The organism is Stenotrophomonas maltophilia (genome assembly GCF_025642255.1).
Lineage (GTDB): Bacteria > Pseudomonadota > Gammaproteobacteria > Xanthomonadales > Xanthomonadaceae > Stenotrophomonas > Stenotrophomonas maltophilia_P.
On sequence record NZ_CP106759.1, the window covers coordinates 2516852 to 2539424 of the forward strand.

Below are 22573 nucleotides of genomic sequence, written 5' to 3' on the forward strand. Positions count from 1 at the left end.
GGGCAAAGCGTTGCCCTGCCCGGCCAAGGGGCCAGCAGGAGACGCAGGTGGGAGGAGTAACGGCCCGCGGTCAGCGCGGCCGCTTGCATGTGCGGGGCGGCAGGTCAGTCGTCGGTGCTGCCGGCAGGTTCGTCGAAGGCCAGACGCAAAGCGTGGCTGCGTACGTCGACAGGCCAGCTTTCCAGCACAGCCTGCAGGCGCGCGCGGTCGTGCGCGAACAGCGCACGCGTGGCTTCCTCGAAGCCGGGCAGATCGCCGCCGATGGTCTGCAGGAAGTGATACGCGCGCTCGGCGTTGCGGCGCTGCCGGTCCAGATCGGCACCGGCCCGGCTGGCCGCTTCCACCAGCCGCCGCAGCGCTACCGAGGCGCCGCCCGGCTGTCCGGCCAACCAGGTCCAATGACGCGGCAGCAGCGTGACCTCGCGCGCGACCACACCCAGTTTCGGTCGCCCGCGCCCGCGCGCCACCACCGGCTCATCGGTGGCCGCCGTCTGCACATCGGCGTCCGCGCGTGATGCCGGGAAGGCCTGGGCGATACGCACCAGCAGCTGCGCGACGCTGCCACGCGTGTCGAAATCCCGGGTCAGGCCGGTGGCGTTGTCGAACACCAGCAGCGGGCCGGCAGCCGCATCGGCACGCAGCTGCCTGAGCGCCAGCGCGGCGACGTCCGGCGTACCGGAAGCGACAAGTCGATGACCGTCGAAGCAGCTGAACGGCGGAAGGGGAGCATTGGACATGGCACGGGCACCGGGGCGATGCGGAAATATTACCCGGGCAATTTTATGGCGTCAATATCACCCGGGTATTAATCCGCACTGCCTCGACGCGGCTCACAGCCGGCTGAACGACCAGCTCTGCATGCGTCCGTCCTTGTACGGCATCACCCCGTGGAATGGACGCGGATCCGCATCGAACACCAGCGGCAGGAAATTGCGGTCGCCCTCCCACATCGGCAGCGTGTCGAGCTTGTCCAGGTCAACCCACTCCAGCGTGCCCTCATGGTTGCCGCCATGCGGGCTGCCTTCAAAGCCGTCGATCACGAATACGAACCCGAACCAGTCCTCACCGTGCTTGCCGAAACCCGGCCAGCTGATGGTGCCGCGCAGACGCATCGAGGTACACGCGATGCCAGCCTCCTCTGCGATTTCGCGGCGCATGCCGGCTGCGACGTCCTCGCTCGGCTCGATCTTGCCCCCCAGGCCGTTGTACTTGCCCAGATGGTGGTCGCCGGGGCGGGTATTGCGATGGATCATCAGCACCTGGCGCCCGTCGGGCGAAAGCACATAGCCCAGGGTGGCGACGATCGGGGTATACGGCATGGCGGCATCCGGCGGCAGGTCAGCCCCGGATTATGGCCGATCAGCGCACCAGCGACAGGCGACGCTCGCCATCGGCTGCCGCGCTGCCGTCCGGATCGCGACGCAGGGTGGCCACGCCATGGCCACGCTCGGCCAGGTATTCCAGCCACTTGCCGAGGAAGGTGTTCATCCGCATGCGGTGGCTGATCAGTTCGGCCGGCGGCGGATACAGCCCCATGGTGTCCTGCCAGCGGCGGCCGACGTAGCAATGGGTGGTTTCAGCCTGGCGTGCGTCGCGGTACAGGCGCACATAGGCCGACGGGTCCGGCTCGCCGGTCACCGGGTCGGCCAGGTCGTAGGTCAGGCGCAGTTCGACGGTGTAGCGATGGCACTCGATCACGTCCAGGCGCACATCCAGACCATCACCCACCGAAGAGATGTAGCTGCCCGCAACCAGCTCGGCCGGTGCGAACAGGCGCACCAGGTGCCGGTAGTTTTCCGCATACAGGCCCATGAGCCAGCTCAGCCGGCTCAGGCGGGGAATGCGTTCGGTGCGGGGCAAGGCTCGGGCCATGGGTCGATCCTACACGTTGGTGGTTCAACGTGGGGGCGGTTCAAGCCGCAGCCAACCCACCGGCCGCGATCGTCCGTGTGCATCCACGCGCTGACAGGTAGCGCTGGGCCAGGCCCGGCGAGCGCGCAGCGCAGCCATCCAGCGTGGCCCGGCATCGCCGGCGCCGCCGGGAGAGGATCAGTACATTTCGCGCTGCAGCCCCAGCGTGCCCAGCACCTTGCTGGAGATTTCCTCGATGGAGGTGTGCGTGGTGCTCAGGGTCGGAATTCTCTCCATGCGGAACATGGTCTCGGCCGCCGCCACTTCGCGCCGGCAGGTTTCCAGATTGGCGTAGCGCGAGTTCGGCCGGCGCTCCTGGCGGATCTGCTGCAGCCTGTCCGGGTCGATGGTCAGGCCGAACAGCTTGCGCCGGTAGTTGCGCAGCCGCGCCGGCAGGCGGTCGCTTTCCAGGTCTTCATCGGTCAGCGGGTAGTTGGCTGCGCGCACCCCGTAGTGCAGGGCCAGGTAGATGCAGGTCGGGGTCTTGCCGGCCCGCGACACCGCCACCAGGATCACGTCGGCATCGTCGTAGTTCACCGCGATGCCGTCGTCATGCGTCAAGGCGAAGTTCATCGCATTGATGCGGCGGTGGTAGGTGTCGAAATCGACCATGCCATGGGCCTGGCCGACCCGGGCCAGGCGCGGGCTGGACAGTTCCCGCTCCAGCGGCTCGATGAACGGCGCGAACACATCCAGCATCAGCGCCCCGCTGTCGGCCAGGATCAGGCTCAGGCTCTGGTCCACGCAGGAGTTCACCACGATCGGCCGGACCTGGTAGCGCTCCCCCGCCGCCTGGATCCGGGCACAGGCTTCACGGGCCTTTTCGGGGTCATCGACGAACGACATGCGATCGGTAATGAAGCTGAACCCGGAGAACTGGGTCAGCAGGCTATGTCCAATGGTTTCAGCGGTGATACCGGTTCCATCGGAAACATAGAACACCGGGCGGATGGTCGACATGCGCGCTTTTACCCCCTACGAAGCCTAAAAAAGCCGCCAGCACAAGCTTGTGCCGACGGTACTCTGCCCGGCATCATATCGGCTTCTTCCTACGGACGCGGCCATTACAGCCCGCCTCGGGCGATGGCCAAACGGAGCATCGCGCTTGAACGAGAACATCCTGTGGTTGCACGAACTGCGTCTGGCCGACCTGGCCCGCGTAGGCGGCAAGAATTCGTCGCTGGGCGAGATGATCGGCAATCTGGCCGGTCTGGGCGTGTCGGTGCCAGGCGGTTATGCCACCACCGCTGAAGCCTTCAAGGACTTCATCGCGCACAACGATCTGTCCAAGCGCATCTTCGACAAGCTGGCCACGCTGGACGTCGAGGACGTTACCGCGCTGACCGCGGCCGGCAAGGAAATCCGTGGCTGGGTCATCCACGCTCCGCTGCAGCCGCAGCTGGACCAGGACATCCGGACCGCGTACGCCAAGCTGAGCGCCGAGAACGGCGGCGGCGACGTGGCCGTGGCGGTGCGCTCTTCGGCCACCGCCGAAGATCTGCCCGACGCCTCGTTCGCCGGCCAGCAGGAAACCTTCCTCAACGTCACCGGTGCCGACGATGTCGTGCACAAGGTCAAGGAAGTGTTCGCTTCGCTGTACAACGACCGCGCCATCGCCTACCGCGTACACCACGGCTTCAAGCATGAGGACGTGTTCCTGTCCGCCGGCGTGCAGCTGATGGTGCGCTCGGGCGTGGGTTCCTCCGGCGTGCTGTTCACCCTGGATACCGAATCGGGCTTCCGCGACGTGGTGTTCGTCACCTCGTCCTTCGGCCTGGGCGAAATGGTCGTGCAGGGCGCGGTCAACCCGGACGAGTACTACGTCTACAAGCCCACCCTGCAGGCCGGCAAGCCGGCGATCCTGCGCCGCTCGCTCGGCAGCAAGGCGATCCGCATGGTGTACTCGGACGTTCCCGGCGAGCGCGTCAGGATCGAGGACACTCCGGCCGAACTGCGCAACACCTTCTCGATCAGCGACGAGGACGTGCAGGAACTGGCCAAGCAGGCGCTGGTGATCGAAAAGCACTACGGCCGCCCGATGGATATCGAGTGGGCCAAGGACGGTGTCAGCGGCAAGCTGTTCATCGTGCAGGCGCGCCCGGAGACGGTGAAGTCGCGCAGCCACGCCACCCAGATCGAGCGCTTCGCGCTGACCGAAAAGGGCGGCAACGTGCTGGCTGAAGGCCGTGCCGTGGGCGCCAAGATCGGTTCGGGCGTGGCCCGCGTGGTGAAGACGCTGGACGACATGAACCGCGTGCAGCCAGGCGACGTGCTGATTGCCGACATGACCGATCCCGATTGGGAGCCGGTGATGAAGCGCGCTTCGGCCATCGTCACCAACCGCGGTGGCCGTACCTGCCACGCCGCGATCATCGCCCGCGAGCTGGGCGTACCGGCCGTGGTCGGCTCGGGCAACGCCACCAAGGTCATCGAAGACGGCCAGCTGGTCACCGTCAGCTGCGCTGAAGGCGATACCGGCTTCATCTACGAAGGCAAGCTCGGCTTTGAGCGCACCACCACCGATCTGGGCAACATGCCGCCGGCTCCGCTGAAGATCATGATGAACGTGGCGAACCCGGAACGTGCCTTCGACTTCGGCCAGCTGCCGAACGCCGGCATCGGCCTGGCGCGCCTGGAAATGATCATCGCCAGCCACATCGGCATCCACCCGAACGCGCTGCTGGAGTACGACCGCCAGGACGCGGCAACGAAGAAGAAGATCGACGAGAAGATCGCCGGCTATGGCGACCCGGTCAGCTTCTACGTGGACCGACTGGCCGAGGGCATCGCCACCCTCACCGCGTCGGTCGCGCCGAACCCGGTGATCGTGCGCCTGTCGGATTTCAAGTCCAACGAGTACGCCAACCTGATCGGCGGCAGCAACTACGAGCCGCACGAAGAGAACCCGATGATCGGCTTCCGCGGCGCCAGCCGTTATGTCGATCCGAGCTTCTCGGCCGCCTTCGCGCTGGAGTGCAAGGCCGTACTGCGCGTGCGCAACGAAATGGGCCTGGACAACCTGTGGGTCATGATTCCGTTCGTGCGCACCCTGGAAGAAGGCCGCAAGGTGGTGGAAGTCCTCGCCCAGAACGGCCTGAAGCAGGGCGAGAACGGCCTGAAGATCATCATGATGTGCGAAGTGCCGTCCAACGCACTGCTCGCCGATGAGTTCCTGGAGATCTTCGACGGCTTCTCGATCGGCTCCAACGACCTGACCCAGCTCAGCCTGGGCCTGGACCGCGACTCGTCGATCGTCGCCCACCTGTTCGACGAACGTAACCCGGCCGTCAAGAAACTGCTGTCGATGGCGATCAAGTCGGCACGGGCCAAGGGCAAGTACGTCGGCATCTGTGGCCAAGGCCCGTCCGATCACCCGGACCTGGCCGAATGGCTGATGCAGGAAGGCATTGAATCGGTGTCGCTGAACCCGGACACCGTGGTCGATACCTGGCTGCGCCTGGCCAAGCTGAAGGCCAGCGCATGATGCGTTGAAGGCTGCAGGCTGACGTCGTTTTCATCGACGTATGCCCATACTGCTGCTGCATGCAAGCCCCGCCTCTGCGGGGCTTGCTGTTTCTGGCGTGCGCGCACGCCCTGCCCTAGGCAGCCCACTTCCGCAGCCGAGGACCACCCGCATGATCGCCGCCGCACCCGCTACGCCCGCCACGTCCTCCTGGTTCCACACCTTGAACTGGGAGCGACTGCTGGAAACCTATGGCGTGCCCCTGCTGGCCGCCATCGTGGTCCTGCTGGTCGGCCTGTGGGTGGCACGCCGCCTGTCCAACGCAATGCCGCGCGCGACCGCGCGAATGGGCGCCGACCCGATGCTGGGCAGCTTCCTGCGCAACGTGGTGTATGCGGCGTCGCTGGTGATCGTGGTGGTGCTGGCCATCGGCACGCTGGGCGTAAAGATCACCCCGCTGCTGGCCGTGCTCGGTACTGCAGGCCTGGCCGTCGGCCTGGCGCTGAAGGATTCGCTGTCCAACATCGCTTCAGGCGTGATGCTGGTGACCCTGCGCCCGTTCCGCGTGGGTGATGTGGTGACGGTCGCCGGCCAGACCGGCACGGTACGCGAAGTGCGCATTTTCCAGACCGTCATCACCGGCGCTGACAACCAGCACACCACCATTCCGAACACCCTGATCACCGCGGCGCCGATCATCAACCTCACGGCCGAACCGACCCGTCGCGTCGAGCTGGTGATCGGCATCGGCTACGACGACGACATCCAGCTGGCGCGCGATACCGCCCTCGCGCTGATGAAGGCCGACCCGCGCGTACTTCAGACGCCGGTGCCGGACGTGGTGGTCTACGAGCTGGGCGCGCACGCGATCAATCTGGGCATCCGCTGCTATGTGAAGTCGGCCGACTGGTTCGGCACGAAGGTGACGCTGCTCGAGCAGATCAAGCTGGGCTACGACAAGGCTGGTATCAACATTCCTTACCCGCAGCAGGACATGCATCTGTACCTGCACGGCAAGGACGGTGGCGTGGTCGAGGCCGACGCGCTGGTGCGCGACACGCCCTGACCGCCGCGCCTCATCCCGCGCTGCGCGCTCGCCGGGCATGGCCCGGCGTTACCTGCTCAAACGGTCGGCACGGGTAGCGCCGGGCCATGCCCGGCGGATGCGGAATCAGGCAGCGACGCTCTCTTCCAGCGTCGGGTAATCGGTGAAGCCCGCCACCCCGCCTCCGAAGAACGTCGCGCGGTCCGGCAGGTTCAGTTCCGAACCTTGACGCAGCCGCTCCGGCAGGTCCGGGTTGGCGATGAAGGGCCGGCCGAAACCAATCAGGTCGGCCCAGCCTTCGGCCAGTGCCTGCTCGGCGCGCTCGGCGGTGTACTTGCCGGCGTAGATCAGTGTTCCCGGATAGACCATGCGCAGCGCCTGCTTGAACGCCAGCGGCATCGGTGGTGCGTCGTCCCAGTCGGCTTCGGCGATGTGCAGGTAGCCCACGCCCAGCCCACCCAGCAGATGCGCGGCCGCCAGATAGGTGGCCTGCGGCGTATCGTCCACCGCCCCCTGCAGCGTGGTCAGCGGCGCCAGGCGCACCCCCACCCGGTCGCCGCCCGCCACCTCGACCACCGCCCGCGTCACCTCACGCAGGAAGCGCAGCCGGTTCTGCAGCGCGCCACCATAGCCATCGGTGCGCTGGTTGGCCTGCGAATCGATGAACTGGTTGATGAGATAGCCATTGGCCCCATGCAGCTCGACCCCGTCGAAGCCCGCCGCCAGTGCATTGCGTGCCGCCCGTGCGTAGTCCTCGACGATGCCAGGAATCTCGTCCTCGCGCAGGGCGCGCGGCATCGAGTGCTGGATCATCTCGCCGACGCCGGCCTCCGGGCCGGCACCGGTCGGGTCAACGAACACCTTCACGCCTTCGGCCAGCAGTGCCGACGACGACACCGGCGCCTCACCGTTCGGCTGCAGGGCAACATGCGAAACGCGGCCCACGTGCCACAGCTGCGCATAGATGCGTCCGCCCGCCGCGTGTACCGCATCGGTGACCTGGCGCCAGCCCTGTACCTGTTGCGGACTGTGGATGCCCGGCGTCCAGGCATAGCCCTGGCCCTGCGGGCTGATCTGGGTGCCTTCGCTGATGATCAGGCCGGCGCCGGCACGTTGCGCGTAGTACGCTGCCATTTCGGCGGTGGCAACATTGCCATGGGCCGCACGCGAACGGGTCATCGGCGGCATCACGATGCGGTTGGGCAGGGTCAGTGCGCCCAGGCGGTGGGGAGTGAACAGCATGTCGGCCATCTCTTGCGGGGGAGTGCCGCAAAGAATGGGGATGGCGCCCGCCGGGCAACAGGCACGGACTGGCAAAACAGTTGTTCCGCCGGGGCAATGATAGGCTCGCCCGAGGTCTCGCCCGGGGTCAGATCCCTTTGCACGGCAAAGGGATCTGACCCCGACACCGGTTACAGCGTCGGCTCGATCAGGGCGCCGCCATGCGCCACGCGGTCATAGCAGGTGCGCACTACATCCTCACCGTACTTGCGCTCCAGCCGGCGCACGATGAAGTGGCCGCGTGCCATGTCCTGGTAGTAGTCGGTGAACATGGTGTTGAGCGTGGCGCCGGCGGCAGCACCCACGATGGGGACCGCCTGCGCGGCGAACTTCTCGGTCACCACCACACCGAAACGCGCGGCGACCTTCTCCACCAGCTTGGCCAACAGCTTGCCGGCCTCCTTCGGGGCCACGCCCAGGGTGAGGTCGCGGCCGGTCACCACGCGGCCGGCCAGCTCGGCCGACAGGTGGCGCATCACATCGGTGGTGAAGCCGCGGGCCAGGTAGTAGCCCGTCTCGCTGGCGTCGTCGCGCGGCGAATTGCCGCCCAGCGCGAACACCTCCAGACAGGCCTGGCGTGTGCTGAACTCGGACAGGTCGAAGCCTTCGCTGCGCGCCACATCGGCCACGGCGCGCATCATGATGGTGGTCGACACCGGCAGTTCGATGAACAACGCGGCAAAACCGAAGGCACCGCCGACCGCGCCGGACGTTGCGGCAGCCACCTTGTGCCAGCGGGTGGATGCGCCCTTGCCGGGTGAATTGTCCATGCTCCACAGCGCCGCCTGCGCGGATTTCGACAGCGCCGCCTGCACCGCGCCGTGGATGCGGCTGGACACCGACGTCGGCAGGGCCTTCACTGCGAACTCCAGCGGCGTGCCGACCAGGTTGGCCATGCGCGCGGTCAGGGTCGGCGCCTCCAGCAGTGCCACCGCCCGCTGCAGGTCGGACCAGTCGCGGGCGTCGTGGGCGATATCGCGCGGCAGCAGGATCGGCTCGTTCATGGGCCGATAGTAGCGCCACGCGGTTGAACGATGGGTAGCGCTGGGCCATGCCCGGCGTTGTCGTTCAGGCGGCCGGCAACCCTGAAAGCGCGCCCATGAACCGGCGGTAGTGGCGCAGCTCGTTGATCGAATCATGCACGTCGCTGAGTGCGGTGTGGCTGCTGTTCTTGCCGACGCCAGCGGCCACGCCCGGCGCCCAGCGCCTGGCCAGTTCCTTCACCGTGGACACATCCAGGTTGCGGTAGTGGAAGTACTTCTCCAGGCGCGGCATCTGCCGGTGCAGGAAGCGGCGATCCTGGCAGATCGAATTGCCGCACATCGGCGACAGGCCAGCCGGAATCCACTCCGCCAGGAAATTCACCGTCTGCGCCTCGGCCTGGGCAAGGGTCACGCTGCTGTCCAGAACGCGCTGCCACAGGCCGGAACGACGATGCTGGTTGCGGTTCCACTCGTCCATCGCCTCCAGCGTCTCCAGCGGATGATGGATGGCGAATTCCGGTCCTTCGGCCAGCACGTTGAGCTGGGCATCGGTCACTACGGTGGCGATCTCGATGATCGAATCGTTGTCGGTATCCAACCCGGTCATTTCCAGGTCGATCCAGATCAATCGCTCGTTGGCCGCGCCGTTCTCCACCATCGTGTCGTCTCGCTGCAGGGCTGGCCCGCGGGCCGCCGGAAAAGGAAAGGGGCGCCCATCATACCCTTTCGCTGCTCATCCCTCGTCCGCCGGGCCTTCCAGCAACAGGGGCGGCTTGCCGCGCTTGGCGCGGAAGTAGTTGGTCAGCCGCGTGCTCGCCTCCTTGGCCAGCACCCCGCCGTGGATCTCCACGCGGTGGTTGTGGCGCGCGTCGCCCAGCAGGTCGAACACGCTGCCACAGGCACCGGTCTTCGGGTCGCTGGCACCGTAGACCAGCCGCGACACGCGCGCATGCACGATTGCCATCGCGCACATCGCGCAGGGCTCCAGCGTCACGTACAGCGTGCTGCCCAACAGTCGATGGTTGGCCAGCGCCTTGCCGCCGGCACGCATCGCCACGATCTCGGCGTGCGCGCTGGGATCGTGCGAAGCGATATTGAGGTTCCAGCCCTCACCCAGCAGTTGGCCGTCGGCACCGACCAGCACCGCGCCGACCGGGATCTCGTCGAACTCGCGCTGCGCGCGTTCGGCCAGCGCCAACGCATGGCGCATCCACTGTTCGTCGGCGTCGTGCACCGGTACACCCGGGGCGTCGGTCATGGCGGTTTCCGTGAGGCGGCGGAGCTCAGGCGCACAGTGTAACGCCGGGCTGCGCAGCGGATGCCAGAATGACGTCATACTGTGCTGCCTGCCCGCTTCACGTTCCCGCCCATGACCACCCTGCGCCCCTCGCGCGCCGATGACGGTGCCGCACTCGTCGACCTGTGGCGCCGCGCCGTCGACGCCACCCACGACTTCCTCAGCCCTGAAGACCGCCTGGCCATCGATGCCGAAGTGGCTGGTTTCCTGCCCCAGGCGCCGACCACCGTGGCCGTGGATGCAGATGATCGTCCTCTGGGCTTCATGTTGATCGACGGAACGCATCTGGAAGCCTTGTTCATCGACCCGGACGTGCGCGGCACCGGCATCGGCCGTCAGCTGCTGCAGCACGCACTGGCCGTGCATCCGCAGCTGAGCACCGACGTCAATGCGCAGAATGCGCAGGCAGTGGGGTTCTACCTGCGCATGGGCTTCATCGAGACCGGCCGCTCAGCGCTGGATTCGCAGGGCCGTCCGTATCCGCTGATCCACCTTCGGCACGCGGGCTGAACGCCCGCGATCAGGCGGTCGCTTCGAACGCCCGGGAGTAGCGCACCTCTCCCTGCGCCAGTGGCGGCTGCAGGCACAGCGCCTGGAAGTACTCGGCAGGAACGCCCGGCAGCACCAGCCCCGGCTCGGCGCGGAAGCCGAAACGACCGTAGTACTCCGGCTCGCCCAGCAACACGCAGCCTCGCGCGTGCTGCTGGCGAAGGGCCTCGATGGCCGCGCGCATCAATGCGGCACCGATGCCCTGCCCCTGTCGCTCCGGCAGCACCGAGATCGGGCCCAGGCCGTACCAGCCGCTGCTGCCGTCGCTGACGGACACCGGCGAAACAGCGACGTGGCCGATGACTTCTCCGGCCGCGTCGGCCACCAGCGAGATGCTCAGCTCGCCGCGCTCGCGCAGCGCATCAACGATGTACTGCTCGGTGTGACTGCTGTGTCCGGCCGTGGCGAAAGCGGCGGTGGTCAGGGCATGGATGGCGGCGATGTCGGCCGGCGTTTCAGTACGGATGGAAAGTGTCATGGAGCACCTTGAGCTAGGCCACGCACCGGCCCGGAGACCGCCGCGACAGGGAACGAAGGGTGTAACAACCGTGCATCCGCGATTGTCCAACCGCGGAGGTCTCGCGGAAGACAGCGATGCAGCGGCCTGGGCAGGCACCCGCACGGTGCTCTGCTCCGCTATGGAGATGTTCATGGAAATGGAGATCCCGTCAACATGCGGTGCGCAGCACTACCACTGGCCGGACGCTGATTCTTGGCAGCCGGCGATGACCCCTGTTGCGGTGCAGCAGTACAATAGCCTGCTCCCCCGCCCCCTGCGCCCCCGCATGAGCCCCAATTCCTCCCTGGCCGCGCAGCTGACGCCCCGCCAGCGCACCCTGATCATCCTCGCCCTGTCGCTCGGCGGCTTTGCCATCGGTACCAGCGAGTTCGCCAGCATGGGCCTGATGCTGGAAATCAGTCGTGGCCTGTCGATCACCGAAACACAGGTCGGCCATCTCATCAGCGCCTACGCCATCGGCGTGGTGGTCGGTGCACCGGTCCTGGCGTTCGTCGGCGCCAGCTTCCCACGCCGTCGCCTGCTGCTGGCGCTGATGGGCTTCTATGCAGTCGGCAATCTGGCCAGCGCGCTGGCACCGAACTACGCCACCATGCTCATCGCGCGCTTCGTCGCGGGCCTTCCGCATGGCGCTTACTTTGGCGTGGCGATGCTGGTAGCGGCGGCGATCAGCCCGGCCGGCCAGCGCGGCCAGGCGATGTCGCGCGTGCTGCTCGGCCTGTCCATCGCCATCCTGATCGGCAACCCGCTCACCACCTGGCTGGGCCAGCAACTGAGCTGGCGTACGGCGTTTGCGCTGGTCACCCTGCTGGCCATTGCCACCGTTGCGATGATCGCGCGCTTCCTGCTGCCCGACCCGGAGGAGGTGCGCACCTCGCCGATGCGCGAGCTGCGCGCCTTCAACACCACGCAGGTATGGCTGGCACTGGCCATCGGTGCGGTCGGATTCGCCGGCATGTTCTGTGTGTTCACCTATCTTGCGCCGACCCTGGTGCAGGTGACCGGGGTTGCCGAATCGTGGATGCCGCTCGCCGTGGGTGTGTTCGGCATCGGCGCCATCATCGGCAACATCGCCGGCGGCTGGCTGGTGGACAGATTCCACTTCAAGGCCGCCGCGCTGGTACTGGCGTGGTCGATCGTGATGCTGCTGCTGTATCCGCTGGCTGCGCAGTCGGTGTGGACCATCGGCCCGATGATCATCACCGTGGGCACCATGGGTGCGCTCGCCGCCGTGCTGCAGACCCGCCTGATGGATGTGGCGGGGGAAGCGCAGACGCTGGCTGCGGCCTCCAACCATGCCGCGTTCAACACCGCCAACGCGCTGGGGCCGTGGCTGGGTGGCATGGCCATCAGCGCCGGCTTCAGTCCCGCCACCACCGGCTATGTCGGCGCAGCCACCGCCTTCGGTGGCCTGCTGCTGTGGTGCGTCGCGGTGATGCTGGAAAAGAACCGCGCACGCACGGTCGCCCGCAGTCACTGACACTGCTGTCCTCCGGCCGTCCCGCGGCGCCGCACGCGGCAGGCAGGCCTGCGGCGGCCGCCGACGGTACTACACATGGCGTGGATATCCGTTCGGGCAGACTTCGATCAACACCCCCTGGTCGATCGTCCGGACCGCAATGCCTCCCCGCCGTGCCCCTGCCCACCATGACGCGGTCGCCCTGCAGGCCGGCGTGCTGGGCAGTGTGCTGGGTATCGCGCTGTTCAAGGCGTCCGCTCTGTCGGCCATCGCTGCGGGGTCACTGATGACCACCGGACTGTGGCTGCTCACCTGCGTCCTGCTGGCGGCCTGGGCCCTGGCCGCCTGCCTGGCCTGCCTGGCCCTGAGCCGGCGGGTCTTCATGCTGATGCTGGCGCTGTCCGCACTGTTCATGATCTGCGTCGCGTAGCCCGCAGATGCCACAACCGCAGAGTATCGCCACACTTGTTACTGAATAACAAGTGCAGGCAGACCGATTGCGTCGGCACGGGGTCACATTATTGAATCAGGGCACCCCCACTTTCCCAGGATGCCGTCCATGCCTACCTGCTTCGCCCCCGGCGCGCTCCGCGCCTCGGTCTATGCCGTCATGCTTGCCTCGCTCGCTGCCTGCGCCACCTATGACGACACGGCCATGCATTCGGGCTGCCAGGAATCACCGCACCTGAAGGACCTGCCGCCGCAGGTCGCCGCACGCGAAAGCCGCTGCAACAAGAGTCTTGAAGTCTGGTCCAGCGAGCGCAAGGGCGATGACACGCCGCTGGATCTGAGCGGCAAGAAGAAGGAGCTTTGAAGAAAGCTCTGACGGCGGGGTGTCTTGATGCGGCCGATGCACACAGCTGACTGCGCCGTCACGGGTGGCAGGCGAGGATGCGGACGTGTACTACTCGCGAGCGGTTATGTCCCACCCTGTCATCCGCGCTTTCGAAGCCGTCTTCAACCTGTCCGGTGGCGTTGAACGCATCACCGCGCTCACCGTCACCTGCCACCATTGCGCGGAGACCACCTCCGCCAGTGAGGACACATTGCTGCAGCTGCCAGGCGGTGCCCTGTTCCGCTGCGAGCGTTGCGGCTGCCACCAGCCGATCAGCCATGCGCGTGTTTCGGAGTGGCAGCTCCCGTCGCTGCTGGGGGTATGAGGCGATGGAGCTGACCGCAGCGCAGATCAGGATCCTGCAGGACATCGCCGACGCGCAGCCGGTGCGCGGTGACGCTGCGACCTGGGCAGTGAATGCGGGCTTTGCGGTGCAGGCCGAGGATGCGGACATCGACCTGACGCCGGCAGGCCGGCACGCCCTGGCCGGGCAACCAGGCCAGGAGCCAGGCTAGCCGCTGCGGTTGCCCCGACCCATTGGCGATGTGCAGGCCCTGCTGACATCGGTTCGGCTATGCTGCCGCACCTTCCCGCGCCGACGGCCATGCATCCTTTCCCCCTTCCCGTCTCCGCACCCGACCAGCTTGCCTATCGCCTGCTGCAGGACAGCGACTGGGCACGCTCGCCGGCGGCGGCACAGGCGCCCTGCGAGCTGCGCACGCTGCTTGCGATGATCCTCGACTCTCCGGAACCTCTGTGGATCGCCTGGGGCCAGAGCGAAAAGGCATTCTTCTTCAACGATGCCTACCTGCCGATGCTGGGTGACAAGCTGCACGGCGCCATGGGCAACCGCCTGGACGTGGTGTGGTCTGACGTCTGGGCCGATGTGGAGCATGCCATCGATGCGGCGTTCGCGGGCCGCAGCCGCAGCTTCAAGAACCTGCCGCTGATGATGGACCGCGACGGCACGCTGCGCGAGACCTTCTGGACCTTCTCCTATTCGCCTCTGCGCGATGCCAGCGGTGCCGTCGCCGGGATCATCTGCGTGGTCAGCGAGCAGACCGAACGCGTGATCGAGCGCGACCTGCACAGCCGCCAGGTGGCCGCGATCACCGAACAGGCGCGCGAGGCGCACCTGGAACTGGTGCGGGCCCGTGAGCAGCTCAGGCAGTCGCAGAAGCTGGAAGCCATCGGCCAGCTCACCGGAGGCGTCGCGCACGACTTCAACAACCTGCTGCAGGTCATCACCGGCTCGGTGGACATGCTGCTGCATACCTGGCCGGCGGAAGATCCGCGACGCCGCTACGTGCAGGCAATCGGCAATGCGTCGGACCGGGCCACACGGCTGACAGCGCAGCTGCTGGCCTTCTCGCGCCGGCAGAGCCTGTCACCGGAGGTCTTTGACCTGTGCGAGAGCGTGCAGGCCCTGTCGGACATCATCACCACGGTACTGGGGGCACGCATCCAGGTGTCGGTCAACCTGCCTGATCGCCCGCTGCCGGTGCTGCTGGACCGCACACAGCTGGACACCGCGCTGATCAACATCGCCGTCAACGCGCGCGATGCGATCGACGGCCACGGCACGGTCACCATCGACGTCGAGCAGGTTACGGCAGTGCCTTCGGTCCGCTTCGCGGCACCGCTGAAGGGTGACTTCGCCGCCATCAGCGTGACCGATACCGGCTCCGGCATCGACCCGGGCGTGGTGGATCGCATCTTCGAACCCTTCTTCACCACCAAAGGTATTGGTGCCGGCACCGGCCTGGGCCTCAGCCAGGTATTCGGTTTCGTCAAGCAGTCCGAAGGCGAGGTGGACGTGAAGAGCGAGGCTGGCGTCGGGACCCGGTTCACGCTGTATCTGCCGCTCACCCGTTCCAGCGAGACGGTGGCGCGGCCGGCGGCACAGCCGGGCCTGCTGCACGGGCACGGGCTGTGCGTGCTGGTGGTGGAAGACAACGTGGATGTGGCCGAGTTCGCGGTCGGAGCCCTGCGCGAACTCGACTATGAGGTGGTACTGGCCCGCAACGCCAATGAGGCACTTGCCGAACTGGAACAGGACGCCACGCGGTTCCATGTGATGTTCAGCGACGTGGTGATGCCCGGCACCAACGGCCTGGAACTGGCCCGGCACGTGCGCGATCGCTTTCCGGATCTGCCCATCATCCTGACCAGCGGCTACAGCGAGTTGCTGGCACGCGACCCCGGCCACGGCTTCACCCTGCTGCGCAAGCCCTACTCGCTCAAGCAGCTCGCCGTCGTGATGACCGAGGCCGCGGGCCGGAGGGAGGTTGCGACGATACGGGCGTAACGTCCTCCGCACGTGCCCAGATGTCCATCGCGCCATCAGGGAATAGGCACAGCATCACTGCAAATGCTAATCTTTCTCATTTGCGGTTGCCAATCCCCTCCCATGACCCTATTCCCGCTCCGCCGCCGCGCGCTGTGCGCGGCCCTCGCCCTGCCCCTGGCACCCCTGGCACAGGCCGCTGCACCACCCACCACCGCAACCACCGAGCTCGACAAGGTCGAAGTGCGTGGCCGTGCTCAGACGCTGTACCGGGTTGACGACGCCGCAGTTGGCACCCGCACCGATACCCCGCTGGAGCTGGTGCCGCAATCGGTGCAGGTGGTGCCGCGCGAGTTGATCGACGACCAGGCTGCGCGCCAGGTGACCGACCTGTACCGCAGCATCAGCGGCATCAGCTTCTTCAGCTATGCGGGCGTGACCCTGCGTGGCTTCCGGCAGGAAAACGTGCTCTATGACGGCCTGCGCGGCGACCCGTATGCGGGCTTCGCGGTGCCCCAGCTGTTCAACATCGAGCGGGTGGAGGTGCTGAAGGGTCCGGCCGGCGCACTGTATGGCGGTGGTGATGCCGGCGGCGTCATCAATTATGTGACCCGCAAACCCCGGGCCACGGCTGAGCGCCGCATCGAAGTCCAGCTGGGCAACGAGGATTTCCGCGCCGGCTCGGTCGAGGCCACCGGCCCCCTGGATGCGGCCGGCCGCGTGCGCTACCGCGCCGGTCTGTACGGCGACACCGAGCAGGGTGTGCGCTGGAACACTGACAGCGAAAGCGTGATCGGCGATGCATCGTTGGCCTTCGATGTGGGCGATACCGGCGAGCTGACCCTGCAGTTCACCGACATCACCCAGAGCCTGGACGGCAACCGCCTGCGGGGTGTACCAGTGAATGACGCAGGTACGTTCCTGACCGATCGCCGCTGGAACCACAACGAGGCCAGCGACTTCCTCGACATGCGCGCGAAGGTCGCCCTGGCGCAGTATCGCTTCGCGCCGGCCTCGAATCTGGATGTGGATTTCGCCGCGCGCTGGTTCACCAACAACGAGCACCAGATGTATCACGAGCCGATGGGGTTGATCGACCGCGATCGCGATGGCGTGGCCGAGTGGATGACGCGCCAGCTGCGCAACCAGATCCGCGACAACGAGGCGTTTACTGTCAACGGCAATGCCGTGTGGCGGGTCAGTACCGGCCGCGTCGAGCACAAAGTGCTGTTCGGCGCTGACGTGTACCAGCTCGATGCCGACTTCACCGCGCAGACCGCCAACAGTGCCGACCTCGCGCGCGGTGCGGGGCCGGTGCGTGGCATCGACCTGTTCAATCCAGTGTATGGCGCCAGCACCTGGCACGACTACGCTCTGACTACCCTGCCCTGGCGCAGCACCTCCACGCGCAGCACCCGCTACGGCGGCTACCTGCAGGACGAACTTGCGCTGGGCACGCGCTGGCATGTGCTGGCCGGCCTGCGCTGGGATGGCTTCAAGGACGAGGATCGCCTCGGCGGCAGCAGCGTGGATGGGCACGACCTCAGCTGGCGGCTGGGCAGCACTTTCACTGTGCGCGAGGGGCTGAACCTGTACGCGAACGTGGCCAGCGGATTCGTGCCACAGAGCGCGGCCAACCAGGACCGTGCTGCCGGCGGCCCGTTCGACGCTGAACGCAGCAAACAGTGGGAGATAGGCATGAAGTCGCTGCTGGCCGAGCGTGTGACCTTGAACATGGCGGCCTACCGCATCGACCGCAGCAACATCGTGCAGGCCACCGGCGAAGTGACCGCAGGCGTGAACCAGCTCGCCGCGCTGGGCCTGGTGCGCAGCACCGGCATGGAACTCGATCTGCTGGCCGATGTGACCGATCGCTGGGTGGTGAACCTCACCTACGCGTACAACGACGCACGGGTGAAGGATGCGGGCCCGAACGGCATCACCAACGCCTCCGGAGACCGCTTCGCCAATGCACCGCGCAACACGCTCGGCCTGTGGACGCGTTACGACCTGCCTGCGCTGAACTCGGCCATTGGTTTCGGTGCCGACCATGTCGGCGAGCGCATCAGCCTGGACGGACAGAGTGTGAAGGCCTACACCGTATTCGACATGAGCTGGAAGACCACGTGGAAGCAGTGGCAGTTCCAGGCCAACGTCAAGAACCTGTTCGACAAGGTGTATGCGGCCAGCGGCTTCATCGCGCGCAACGGGCACTTCCCCGGGGAACCGCGCCGGGTGTACGTGCAGGCGGCCTACCGCTTCTGACGGGCGGTCGCGCTGCCGGCCCCGCGCAGGGGCCGGCAGCCTGCAGCACCTGCGTTACCGGGCGGGTGCCGCCGGCACCAGCACGCCATCCTTGAACGAAAGCGGGATGGTCACCGCCCCCTGCGGCGATGACAGCTGAAGGGTCAGCGACTGGCGGGCCGACGTGCAGGACGAGGCGATGCCCTGGAACCAGGAGCGCTCCGGTACCTGTGCATTGATGGCCTGCAGCTGCGCGGCAGGAACCGCGACGCCATCCACCTTCAGGCCAGTCAACCTGACCGGACCCGGCGATTCCACCACGAGCTCGAACACGCGGCTGCCACAACTCATCTGGTGCTGCGAGGTGTAGCGGTCCGCAGGCAGTCCATCTTCGCTGCGCAGCACCGCCAGCCCTGGCGAATCGGCACGCGCCACCGGCGCACAGGCTGCTGCGCCCACGGCCAGAACGGCCACCGCCCATGCGGCCTCTATCTTCATAGCGTCGTACCCAGCGTTTCCGCATCGCGGTCGTTGAAATCATACTCACGGGTCACACCGTCGGGCCCGATGATGTAGTAGCGGAACTCTTCGGCATTCATGCCGTTGTCGCGCAGCAGATCGGCCACACCCCAGTCCCCGCCCTCATAGGCCACGCCGCCAACGGTGCGGTTGTCGGACGGGTACTTGTTGACCTCATGCGTCTCCGACGGGAAGACCCCGGCCGGATGGGAATGGATGATGCCCACCACCTGGCCCGGCGAGATGCCCCACTCCAGCAGCGGATAGCTGATGGCCCCGGGATTGCTGGCATCACCGCGCGCCAGTGGGCTGGTCTTGATTTCACCGGTCACTGCGTCGCGGTAGATCACCGTGCCCAGCTCCTGGCTCTGATAACCCGGATCGGCCTTGATCAGTGCCTCCACCTCACGCGCGACGGTGTCAGCCTGTGCATCGACCTGCTCATACGCGCTCGGCGGCGCCTCGCCACCGCCACCGCCGCCACCACCGCCGCCGCCATCGCCCGGGTCCCACGGATCGGTCCAGTCTGGCGGATCGATATCCGGCCAGCCGCCGTCATCGGGCGGCAACGCATCCACCGGAGGCAGATCGGTGGTGTCCATCTGCGCACCGCCAGAAACCAGCGCGAGCTCTTCCAGCGACAGCTCGCGAATTCCATTTTCCTGCATGCGTGCAACTCCTTGCTTCGAGCGTGAGGTGTGGTGTTTAGCGCAGCAACTGCGTGAAGGTCAAATAGCACATTCGCATTACTTCAAGATGAAGAATCGTCGTTGCGCAAGTGCGATGCGCGTTCATTTTTGTCGTCTATCACCCTTCCGTCCGAATCAGACTTTTCTGACAGAGCACTGTCCACTTCGTGTGATAAATGTCCGAGGGCCGCATGAAGGCGGCAACGACGCATCCGTAATCTGCATCGGACAAACAAGGAGTTGTGAGATGTCTGCAAGTGGAGTTCGTGATCTCTCCCCCGAAGAACGTGCACTGGTCTCCGGTGGCGCGCAGGTGGACACCACCGATCTGCCGCCGGTCGATGTGACCCCACCGGACGACTGGGGTCCCAACCCGGATCCGCCGGACTGGCCCGATCCGTGGGATCCGGGCGATGGCGGCGGCGGCGGTGGCGGTGGCGGCGGTGATGGAGGTGGTGGCGACGGCGGTGGTGACGGCGATGGACAGCCAGACTTCACCTTCATCGATGTCAAGCCTTTTGAAAGCAAGCTGACCTACACGCCGGGCGAGAATGGCGAGCCGGGCTTCAACAAAGCGGTGTTGACCTACCCGATTCCCAATGAATTCGGCCAGTGGACGGTCAGCACCGAGCTGAAGTTCAACACCGACGGCACCTTCAAGGACGGCAAGGGCACATTGGATTTCGTCGGCAACGATGGCAGTCTTCTCAAGTGGCAGCTGAACGAAGGTTCCTGGACCTCCACCGTCAATGGTGGTTACTACTGGGATATCGGCGCAGGCTTCGGCTTTCAGATCAACCTGATCTACAACTCAGCGGACAACGACATAAAGGGCGAAGCCCAGTTCCTCTACAACAAGAGTCCTTGATCCCTCTTGGGATGCCGCGTTCGCGGACGCGGCATCCATCTGGAGTCCCATGCGTCCCCTTTTACTTGCATTGCTGCTCGTTTCATCCTGTGCTGGTGCCGCTGAGACAACCCGCGTCACGCAGATATTCAACGACCCCACGCCGGTCAGCCAAGCGCTGGCTCAAGGTGATGTCGCTGCACTACGGCAGCTGCAGGTCAATGCAACCAATACCGTCGTAAAGAAGATGGCCAGGGCCGCCGAACGCCGCGTTCTGCTGGACGTTCCTGGAGCCCGCGAAGCGTCAGATGAATGTATCCAGATGGCGCAGCAGACTACGCATTTGGCCGGGCTGACTGTCTGCGGAGCACTGCGAGCTGGCGTCGAGGTGGTAGCGGGTGACCTGCCTGCATGGGCACGCCTGTCGATGCAGGCGCGGGAGCGCGTTCGGGCCGCTGCGGAGAAGCGGGGCAAAACATTGGGAAATGTCGATGTATTCACCCGCATTCCAGACTACGCCGCGATGGCCGGTCGGCCCGCTCCCAAAGTCGATTCATCTGGCCAAGGACGTATCGCCCTGCACACAGGAACGGTTACGGTAGCGTCCAGCCAGGATCACGACGGCGGCCGTGTCGCTTATCCCAACATGGCGCAACTGCAGATTGACGGAAAGACTCTTGAGGTCTTGGTCGACACAGGCTCGGCACTGACCATAGTGCATCCCGCGGCGATAACTGCGCCCCCGCTCATGGAGGGATTCACGCTTTCCGGCGTGCTGGGCGACTCACAACAGCGCAGCAGGATCGCCCAGCCACAGACCCTCCAGTTTGGTCCGTTGATCATCTCGCAGCCATTGGTATCCGTCAGCGAACGCATTCCTGCGAACCTTCTTGGCCTCGATGTTCTATCTCGTCTCGGCCGAGTCCTGATCGGCAAGGATGGCCTGCAGGTGCTCGCGGAGGGATCTGCCGCTCCGGCCTGCGACGCCCCGATGTTCTCGGCGGCAGACCTGAGCGGTACGCAGACCGTCCCAAGGTTGTTCATTACTGTTGACGGCAAGCGCCAGGAAGCAATGCTGGATACTGGCAACAGTGGCGAGTTGATGGAAGCCTTGCCAATCGGTGTGGCTCTGCCAGCAGGTCCAGTTCAACACAGTGTTGTTCAAGGCGTACAAGGACAGCAGCGAAGAGCATCGGTCGCGCGCGAGGCCGTTGTGCAGACCTTGGACGGCTCTGCAGAATTGCAGATGAGCACATCCACTGGAAACCATCCAAGCAAGACGCGCTATGTGCTGGGCGGCGGCAGCCTGCGCAAGGTCTCCATCTATCTGGATTTCATCACAAACAAGGCCTGCCTGATGTCTTTGGGGGCTACCCAGTCAGCACACTGATATCGCATCCTGATTGAATCTCCGCATCAGCACAGCCACTCAGGCCAGAATGGAATCAGCCGGCTGATGATGAAGAGCCTGATACGATCAATTGAAGGGGTCTGCTGCAGTGCAGAGCAAACTACTCGTATTCGTGGCTGTCGTTGCGATGGCATCCTGCAGCAGCCATGGCGACCCCTATCTGGCGCAGGGCGCTCGTGAAACCACGGCTGCACGCCAATGCATGGACCAGTGTCAGGACCACTATGCCAGCTGTCATTCCGCCGGAAGCAGTAGCGGGTGCCTGGGCTCGGCATCCCAATGGGGTGGCAACTGTGACGAAATCCAGGACAGGGATCTTCGTCGATCATGCCAGGCGAGCGTGGATTTCTGCCGGAATCGCCTTCCGGACATCAAGTGCGGGGAAATACGCGACCGCTGCTTGAGCGCCTGCGGTGGGGGCTAGCGTGTCATGGCAAGCGGCCGCCCAACGAAGCAAGCGCAAGGCGCGTTCATTTTTGTCGTATATCACCCTTCCGTCCGAATCAGATTTTTCTGACAGAGCACCGTCCACTTCGTGTGATAAATGTCCGAGGGCCGCATGAAGGCGGCGATCGACGCATCCGTAATCTGCATCGGACAAACAAGGAGTTGTGAGATGTCTGCAAGTGGAATTCGTGATCTCTCCCCCGAAGAACGTGCACTGGTCTCCGGTGGCGCACAGGTGGACACCACCGATCTGCCGCCGGTCGATGTGACCCCGCCGGACGACTGGGGTCCCAACCCGGATCCGCCGGACTGGACCGATCCGTGGGATCCGGGCGATGGCGGCGGTGGCGGTGGTGGTGGCGGCGGTGGTGGTGGCGACGGCGGTGGCGAGACCACCTTCAGTTCCAACGCCAGCATTGATGGCAACGGTGTAGCCAGCGCGACCCAGACATGGGTCTTGCAGGACTACAACCTGACCTTCAATCTGACCGAGAACCTGAATCTGACCAATGGCAACTGGGGCCTGGCCGGTAACGGCAGCTTCCAGTATGCAGGCCAGACCTACACCCTGGGCCTGACCACCGATCACTTCAATGTGAGCAACTACAACGCCAGCTTCAACCAGGACTTCGGTAACGGTGTGTCGTTCAACATCGGCCTGACGTTCGATCCGAACACCAACTCGTTCACCGGCCAGTTCAACCTGGTCATCAGCGGGTTCTGACGCTGCACCGGAACATCGGCCGCCCGGGAGACCGGGCGGCCGATACGTGTCACAGAGGAGCTGAG

The 22573-nt window shown here is 65.7% G+C and carries 24 protein-coding genes; 13 read left to right on the forward strand and 11 right to left on the reverse strand.

Annotation, left to right across the window (positions count from 1 at the left end; genetic code table 11):
* Positions 1–104: 104 nt before the first annotated feature.
* From N8888_RS11585 to ppsR, 4 genes are all read right to left on the reverse strand, one after another.
* Positions 105–737, reverse strand: coding sequence for a DUF2239 family protein (locus N8888_RS11585; protein WP_111187038.1), 633 nt, complete (start codon positions 735–737; stop codon positions 105–107).
* Between the two features lie 93 nt (positions 738–830).
* A complete protein-coding gene (locus N8888_RS11590) occupies positions 831–1319 on the reverse strand; it encodes an NUDIX hydrolase (protein WP_053517878.1) in 489 nt (162 codons plus the stop codon).
* Between the two features lie 40 nt (positions 1320–1359).
* Positions 1360–1872: a DUF1249 domain-containing protein gene (locus N8888_RS11595; protein WP_053517876.1), complete on the reverse strand. Its 513-nt coding sequence runs from the start codon at positions 1870–1872 to the stop codon at positions 1360–1362.
* A gap of 177 nt (positions 1873–2049) precedes the next feature.
* On the reverse strand, positions 2050–2871 hold the full coding sequence (ppsR, locus tag N8888_RS11600; RefSeq protein WP_053517875.1) for a posphoenolpyruvate synthetase regulatory kinase/phosphorylase PpsR: 822 nt from the start codon (positions 2869–2871) through the stop codon (positions 2050–2052).
* 145 nt (positions 2872–3016) lie between these two features.
* On the opposite strand from ppsR, the gene ppsA reads away from it, so the two are divergent.
* A complete protein-coding gene (gene ppsA / locus N8888_RS11605; protein WP_263174916.1) occupies positions 3017–5395 on the forward strand; it encodes a phosphoenolpyruvate synthase in 2379 nt (792 codons plus the stop codon).
* A gap of 151 nt (positions 5396–5546) precedes the next feature.
* Positions 5547–6440: a mechanosensitive ion channel family protein gene (locus tag N8888_RS11610; RefSeq protein WP_193396694.1), complete on the forward strand. Its 894-nt coding sequence runs from the start codon at positions 5547–5549 to the stop codon at positions 6438–6440.
* Positions 6441–6545: 105 nt separating this feature from the next.
* Here N8888_RS11610 and N8888_RS11615 read toward each other — a convergent pair whose 3' ends face one another.
* The 4 genes from N8888_RS11615 to tadA form a co-directional block, all read right to left on the reverse strand.
* Positions 6546–7661 carry an alkene reductase gene (locus tag N8888_RS11615; RefSeq protein WP_263174918.1) on the reverse strand — a complete coding sequence of 372 codons (1116 nt, stop codon included), beginning with the start codon at positions 7659–7661 and terminating at the stop codon, positions 6546–6548.
* A gap of 170 nt (positions 7662–7831) precedes the next feature.
* Positions 7832–8704, reverse strand: coding sequence for an EcsC family protein (locus tag N8888_RS11620; protein WP_053517871.1), 873 nt, complete (start codon positions 8702–8704; stop codon positions 7832–7834).
* A 64-nt stretch (positions 8705–8768) separates the two neighbouring features.
* Complete coding sequence (gene orn, locus N8888_RS11625; protein ID WP_263174920.1) at positions 8769–9341, reverse strand: oligoribonuclease; 573 nt, start codon at positions 9339–9341, stop codon at positions 8769–8771.
* A gap of 75 nt (positions 9342–9416) precedes the next feature.
* On the reverse strand, positions 9417–9941 hold the full coding sequence (gene tadA, locus N8888_RS11630) for a tRNA adenosine(34) deaminase TadA (RefSeq protein WP_053517868.1): 525 nt from the start codon (positions 9939–9941) through the stop codon (positions 9417–9419).
* A gap of 111 nt (positions 9942–10052) precedes the next feature.
* Between tadA and N8888_RS11635 the strand changes: the two genes are divergently transcribed.
* On the forward strand, positions 10053–10490 hold the full coding sequence (locus N8888_RS11635; RefSeq protein WP_253119950.1) for an acetyltransferase: 438 nt from the start codon (positions 10053–10055) through the stop codon (positions 10488–10490).
* 10 nt (positions 10491–10500) lie between these two features.
* Here N8888_RS11635 and N8888_RS11640 read toward each other — a convergent pair whose 3' ends face one another.
* Positions 10501–11007 (reverse strand): GNAT family N-acetyltransferase, encoded by a 507-nt coding sequence (locus N8888_RS11640; protein WP_263174922.1) that lies wholly within the window; start codon positions 11005–11007, stop codon positions 10501–10503.
* A gap of 307 nt (positions 11008–11314) precedes the next feature.
* Between N8888_RS11640 and N8888_RS11645 the strand changes: the two genes are divergently transcribed.
* The 7 genes from N8888_RS11645 (at position 11315) to N8888_RS11675 (ending at position 17892) form a co-directional block, all read left to right on the forward strand.
* A complete protein-coding gene (locus N8888_RS11645; RefSeq protein ID WP_053517900.1) occupies positions 11315–12526 on the forward strand; it encodes an MFS transporter in 1212 nt (403 codons plus the stop codon).
* Between the two features lie 139 nt (positions 12527–12665).
* On the forward strand, positions 12666–12935 hold the full coding sequence (locus N8888_RS11650) for a hypothetical protein (RefSeq protein ID WP_053517866.1): 270 nt from the start codon (positions 12666–12668) through the stop codon (positions 12933–12935).
* 129 nt (positions 12936–13064) lie between these two features.
* Positions 13065–13319 (forward strand): hypothetical protein, encoded by a 255-nt coding sequence (locus N8888_RS11655; protein ID WP_111187041.1) that lies wholly within the window; start codon positions 13065–13067, stop codon positions 13317–13319.
* A 106-nt stretch (positions 13320–13425) separates the two neighbouring features.
* Positions 13426–13665: a hypothetical protein gene (locus tag N8888_RS11660; RefSeq protein WP_053517863.1), complete on the forward strand. Its 240-nt coding sequence runs from the start codon at positions 13426–13428 to the stop codon at positions 13663–13665.
* A 4-nt stretch (positions 13666–13669) separates the two neighbouring features.
* Positions 13670–13855, forward strand: coding sequence for a hypothetical protein (locus N8888_RS11665; RefSeq protein ID WP_111187042.1), 186 nt, complete (start codon positions 13670–13672; stop codon positions 13853–13855).
* 89 nt (positions 13856–13944) lie between these two features.
* On the forward strand, positions 13945–15648 hold the full coding sequence (locus N8888_RS11670; RefSeq protein WP_111187046.1) for an ATP-binding protein: 1704 nt from the start codon (positions 13945–13947) through the stop codon (positions 15646–15648).
* A gap of 102 nt (positions 15649–15750) precedes the next feature.
* Positions 15751–17892 (forward strand): TonB-dependent siderophore receptor, encoded by a 2142-nt coding sequence (locus N8888_RS11675; RefSeq protein WP_263174926.1) that lies wholly within the window; start codon positions 15751–15753, stop codon positions 17890–17892.
* 54 nt (positions 17893–17946) lie between these two features.
* Here the strand turns inward: N8888_RS11675 and N8888_RS11680 are convergent, their stop codons facing one another.
* Both N8888_RS11680 and N8888_RS11685 read right to left on the reverse strand, forming a co-directional pair.
* Positions 17947–18369, reverse strand: a complete 423-nt coding sequence (locus N8888_RS11680) for a hypothetical protein (protein ID WP_197572644.1) — start codon at positions 18367–18369, stop codon at positions 17947–17949.
* Positions 18366–19058 carry a hypothetical protein gene (locus N8888_RS11685; protein ID WP_263174928.1) on the reverse strand — a complete coding sequence of 231 codons (693 nt, stop codon included), beginning with the start codon at positions 19056–19058 and terminating at the stop codon, positions 18366–18368. The genes N8888_RS11680 and N8888_RS11685 overlap by 4 nt, the downstream gene beginning before the upstream one ends.
* Before the next feature lie 268 nt (positions 19059–19326).
* On the opposite strand from N8888_RS11685, the gene N8888_RS11690 reads away from it, so the two are divergent.
* The 3 genes from N8888_RS11690 to N8888_RS11700 all read left to right on the forward strand — a co-directional run bounded on the left by N8888_RS11690 (position 19327) and on the right by N8888_RS11700 (position 22508).
* Entirely contained in the window at positions 19327–19947 is a 621-nt protein-coding gene (locus tag N8888_RS11690) for a hypothetical protein (protein WP_053517857.1), read from the forward strand.
* A gap of 49 nt (positions 19948–19996) precedes the next feature.
* Complete coding sequence (locus N8888_RS11695) at positions 19997–21316, forward strand: retropepsin-like aspartic protease (protein ID WP_263174930.1); 1320 nt, start codon at positions 19997–19999, stop codon at positions 21314–21316.
* Positions 21317–21953: 637 nt separating this feature from the next.
* Positions 21954–22508 carry a hypothetical protein gene (locus tag N8888_RS11700; RefSeq protein ID WP_164972387.1) on the forward strand — a complete coding sequence of 185 codons (555 nt, stop codon included), beginning with the start codon at positions 21954–21956 and terminating at the stop codon, positions 22506–22508.
* Positions 22509–22573: the final 65 nt, after the last annotated feature.

What these genes read in the sequence shown, in the direction of transcription:
- N8888_RS11585 (WP_111187038.1), bottom strand. Translation starts at nt 737, where the DNA reads ATGTCCAATGCTCCCCTTCCGCCGTTCAGCTGCTTCGACGGTCATCGA.
- N8888_RS11595 (WP_053517876.1), bottom strand. Translation starts at nt 1,872, where the DNA reads ATGGCCCGAGCCTTGCCCCGCACCGAACGCATTCCCCGCCTGAGCCGG.
- N8888_RS11645 (WP_053517900.1), top strand. Translation starts at nt 11,315, where the DNA reads ATGAGCCCCAATTCCTCCCTGGCCGCGCAGCTGACGCCCCGCCAGCGC.
- N8888_RS11620 (WP_053517871.1), bottom strand. Translation starts at nt 8,704, where the DNA reads ATGAACGAGCCGATCCTGCTGCCGCGCGATATCGCCCACGACGCCCGC.
- N8888_RS11690 (WP_053517857.1), top strand. Translation starts at nt 19,327, where the DNA reads ATGTCTGCAAGTGGAGTTCGTGATCTCTCCCCCGAAGAACGTGCACTG.
- orn (WP_263174920.1), bottom strand. Translation starts at nt 9,341, where the DNA reads ATGGTGGAGAACGGCGCGGCCAACGAGCGATTGATCTGGATCGACCTG.
- N8888_RS11655 (WP_111187041.1), top strand. Translation starts at nt 13,065, where the DNA reads ATGCCTACCTGCTTCGCCCCCGGCGCGCTCCGCGCCTCGGTCTATGCC.
- N8888_RS11700 (WP_164972387.1), top strand. Translation starts at nt 21,954, where the DNA reads ATGTCTGCAAGTGGAATTCGTGATCTCTCCCCCGAAGAACGTGCACTG.
- N8888_RS11590 (WP_053517878.1), bottom strand. Translation starts at nt 1,319, where the DNA reads ATGCCGTATACCCCGATCGTCGCCACCCTGGGCTATGTGCTTTCGCCC.
- N8888_RS11650 (WP_053517866.1), top strand. Translation starts at nt 12,666, where the DNA reads ATGCCTCCCCGCCGTGCCCCTGCCCACCATGACGCGGTCGCCCTGCAG.
- N8888_RS11610 (WP_193396694.1), top strand. Translation starts at nt 5,547, where the DNA reads ATGATCGCCGCCGCACCCGCTACGCCCGCCACGTCCTCCTGGTTCCAC.
- N8888_RS11680 (WP_197572644.1), bottom strand. Translation starts at nt 18,369, where the DNA reads ATGAAGATAGAGGCCGCATGGGCGGTGGCCGTTCTGGCCGTGGGCGCA.
- N8888_RS11695 (WP_263174930.1), top strand. Translation starts at nt 19,997, where the DNA reads ATGCGTCCCCTTTTACTTGCATTGCTGCTCGTTTCATCCTGTGCTGGT.
- ppsR (WP_053517875.1), bottom strand. Translation starts at nt 2,871, where the DNA reads ATGTCGACCATCCGCCCGGTGTTCTATGTTTCCGATGGAACCGGTATC.
- tadA (WP_053517868.1), bottom strand. Translation starts at nt 9,941, where the DNA reads ATGACCGACGCCCCGGGTGTACCGGTGCACGACGCCGACGAACAGTGG.
- N8888_RS11665 (WP_111187042.1), top strand. Translation starts at nt 13,670, where the DNA reads ATGGAGCTGACCGCAGCGCAGATCAGGATCCTGCAGGACATCGCCGAC.
- N8888_RS11675 (WP_263174926.1), top strand. Translation starts at nt 15,751, where the DNA reads ATGACCCTATTCCCGCTCCGCCGCCGCGCGCTGTGCGCGGCCCTCGCC.
- N8888_RS11635 (WP_253119950.1), top strand. Translation starts at nt 10,053, where the DNA reads ATGACCACCCTGCGCCCCTCGCGCGCCGATGACGGTGCCGCACTCGTC.
- N8888_RS11660 (WP_053517863.1), top strand. Translation starts at nt 13,426, where the DNA reads ATGTCCCACCCTGTCATCCGCGCTTTCGAAGCCGTCTTCAACCTGTCC.
- N8888_RS11615 (WP_263174918.1), bottom strand. Translation starts at nt 7,661, where the DNA reads ATGCTGTTCACTCCCCACCGCCTGGGCGCACTGACCCTGCCCAACCGC.
- N8888_RS11640 (WP_263174922.1), bottom strand. Translation starts at nt 11,007, where the DNA reads ATGACACTTTCCATCCGTACTGAAACGCCGGCCGACATCGCCGCCATC.
- N8888_RS11685 (WP_263174928.1), bottom strand. Translation starts at nt 19,058, where the DNA reads ATGCAGGAAAATGGAATTCGCGAGCTGTCGCTGGAAGAGCTCGCGCTG.
- N8888_RS11670 (WP_111187046.1), top strand. Translation starts at nt 13,945, where the DNA reads ATGCATCCTTTCCCCCTTCCCGTCTCCGCACCCGACCAGCTTGCCTAT.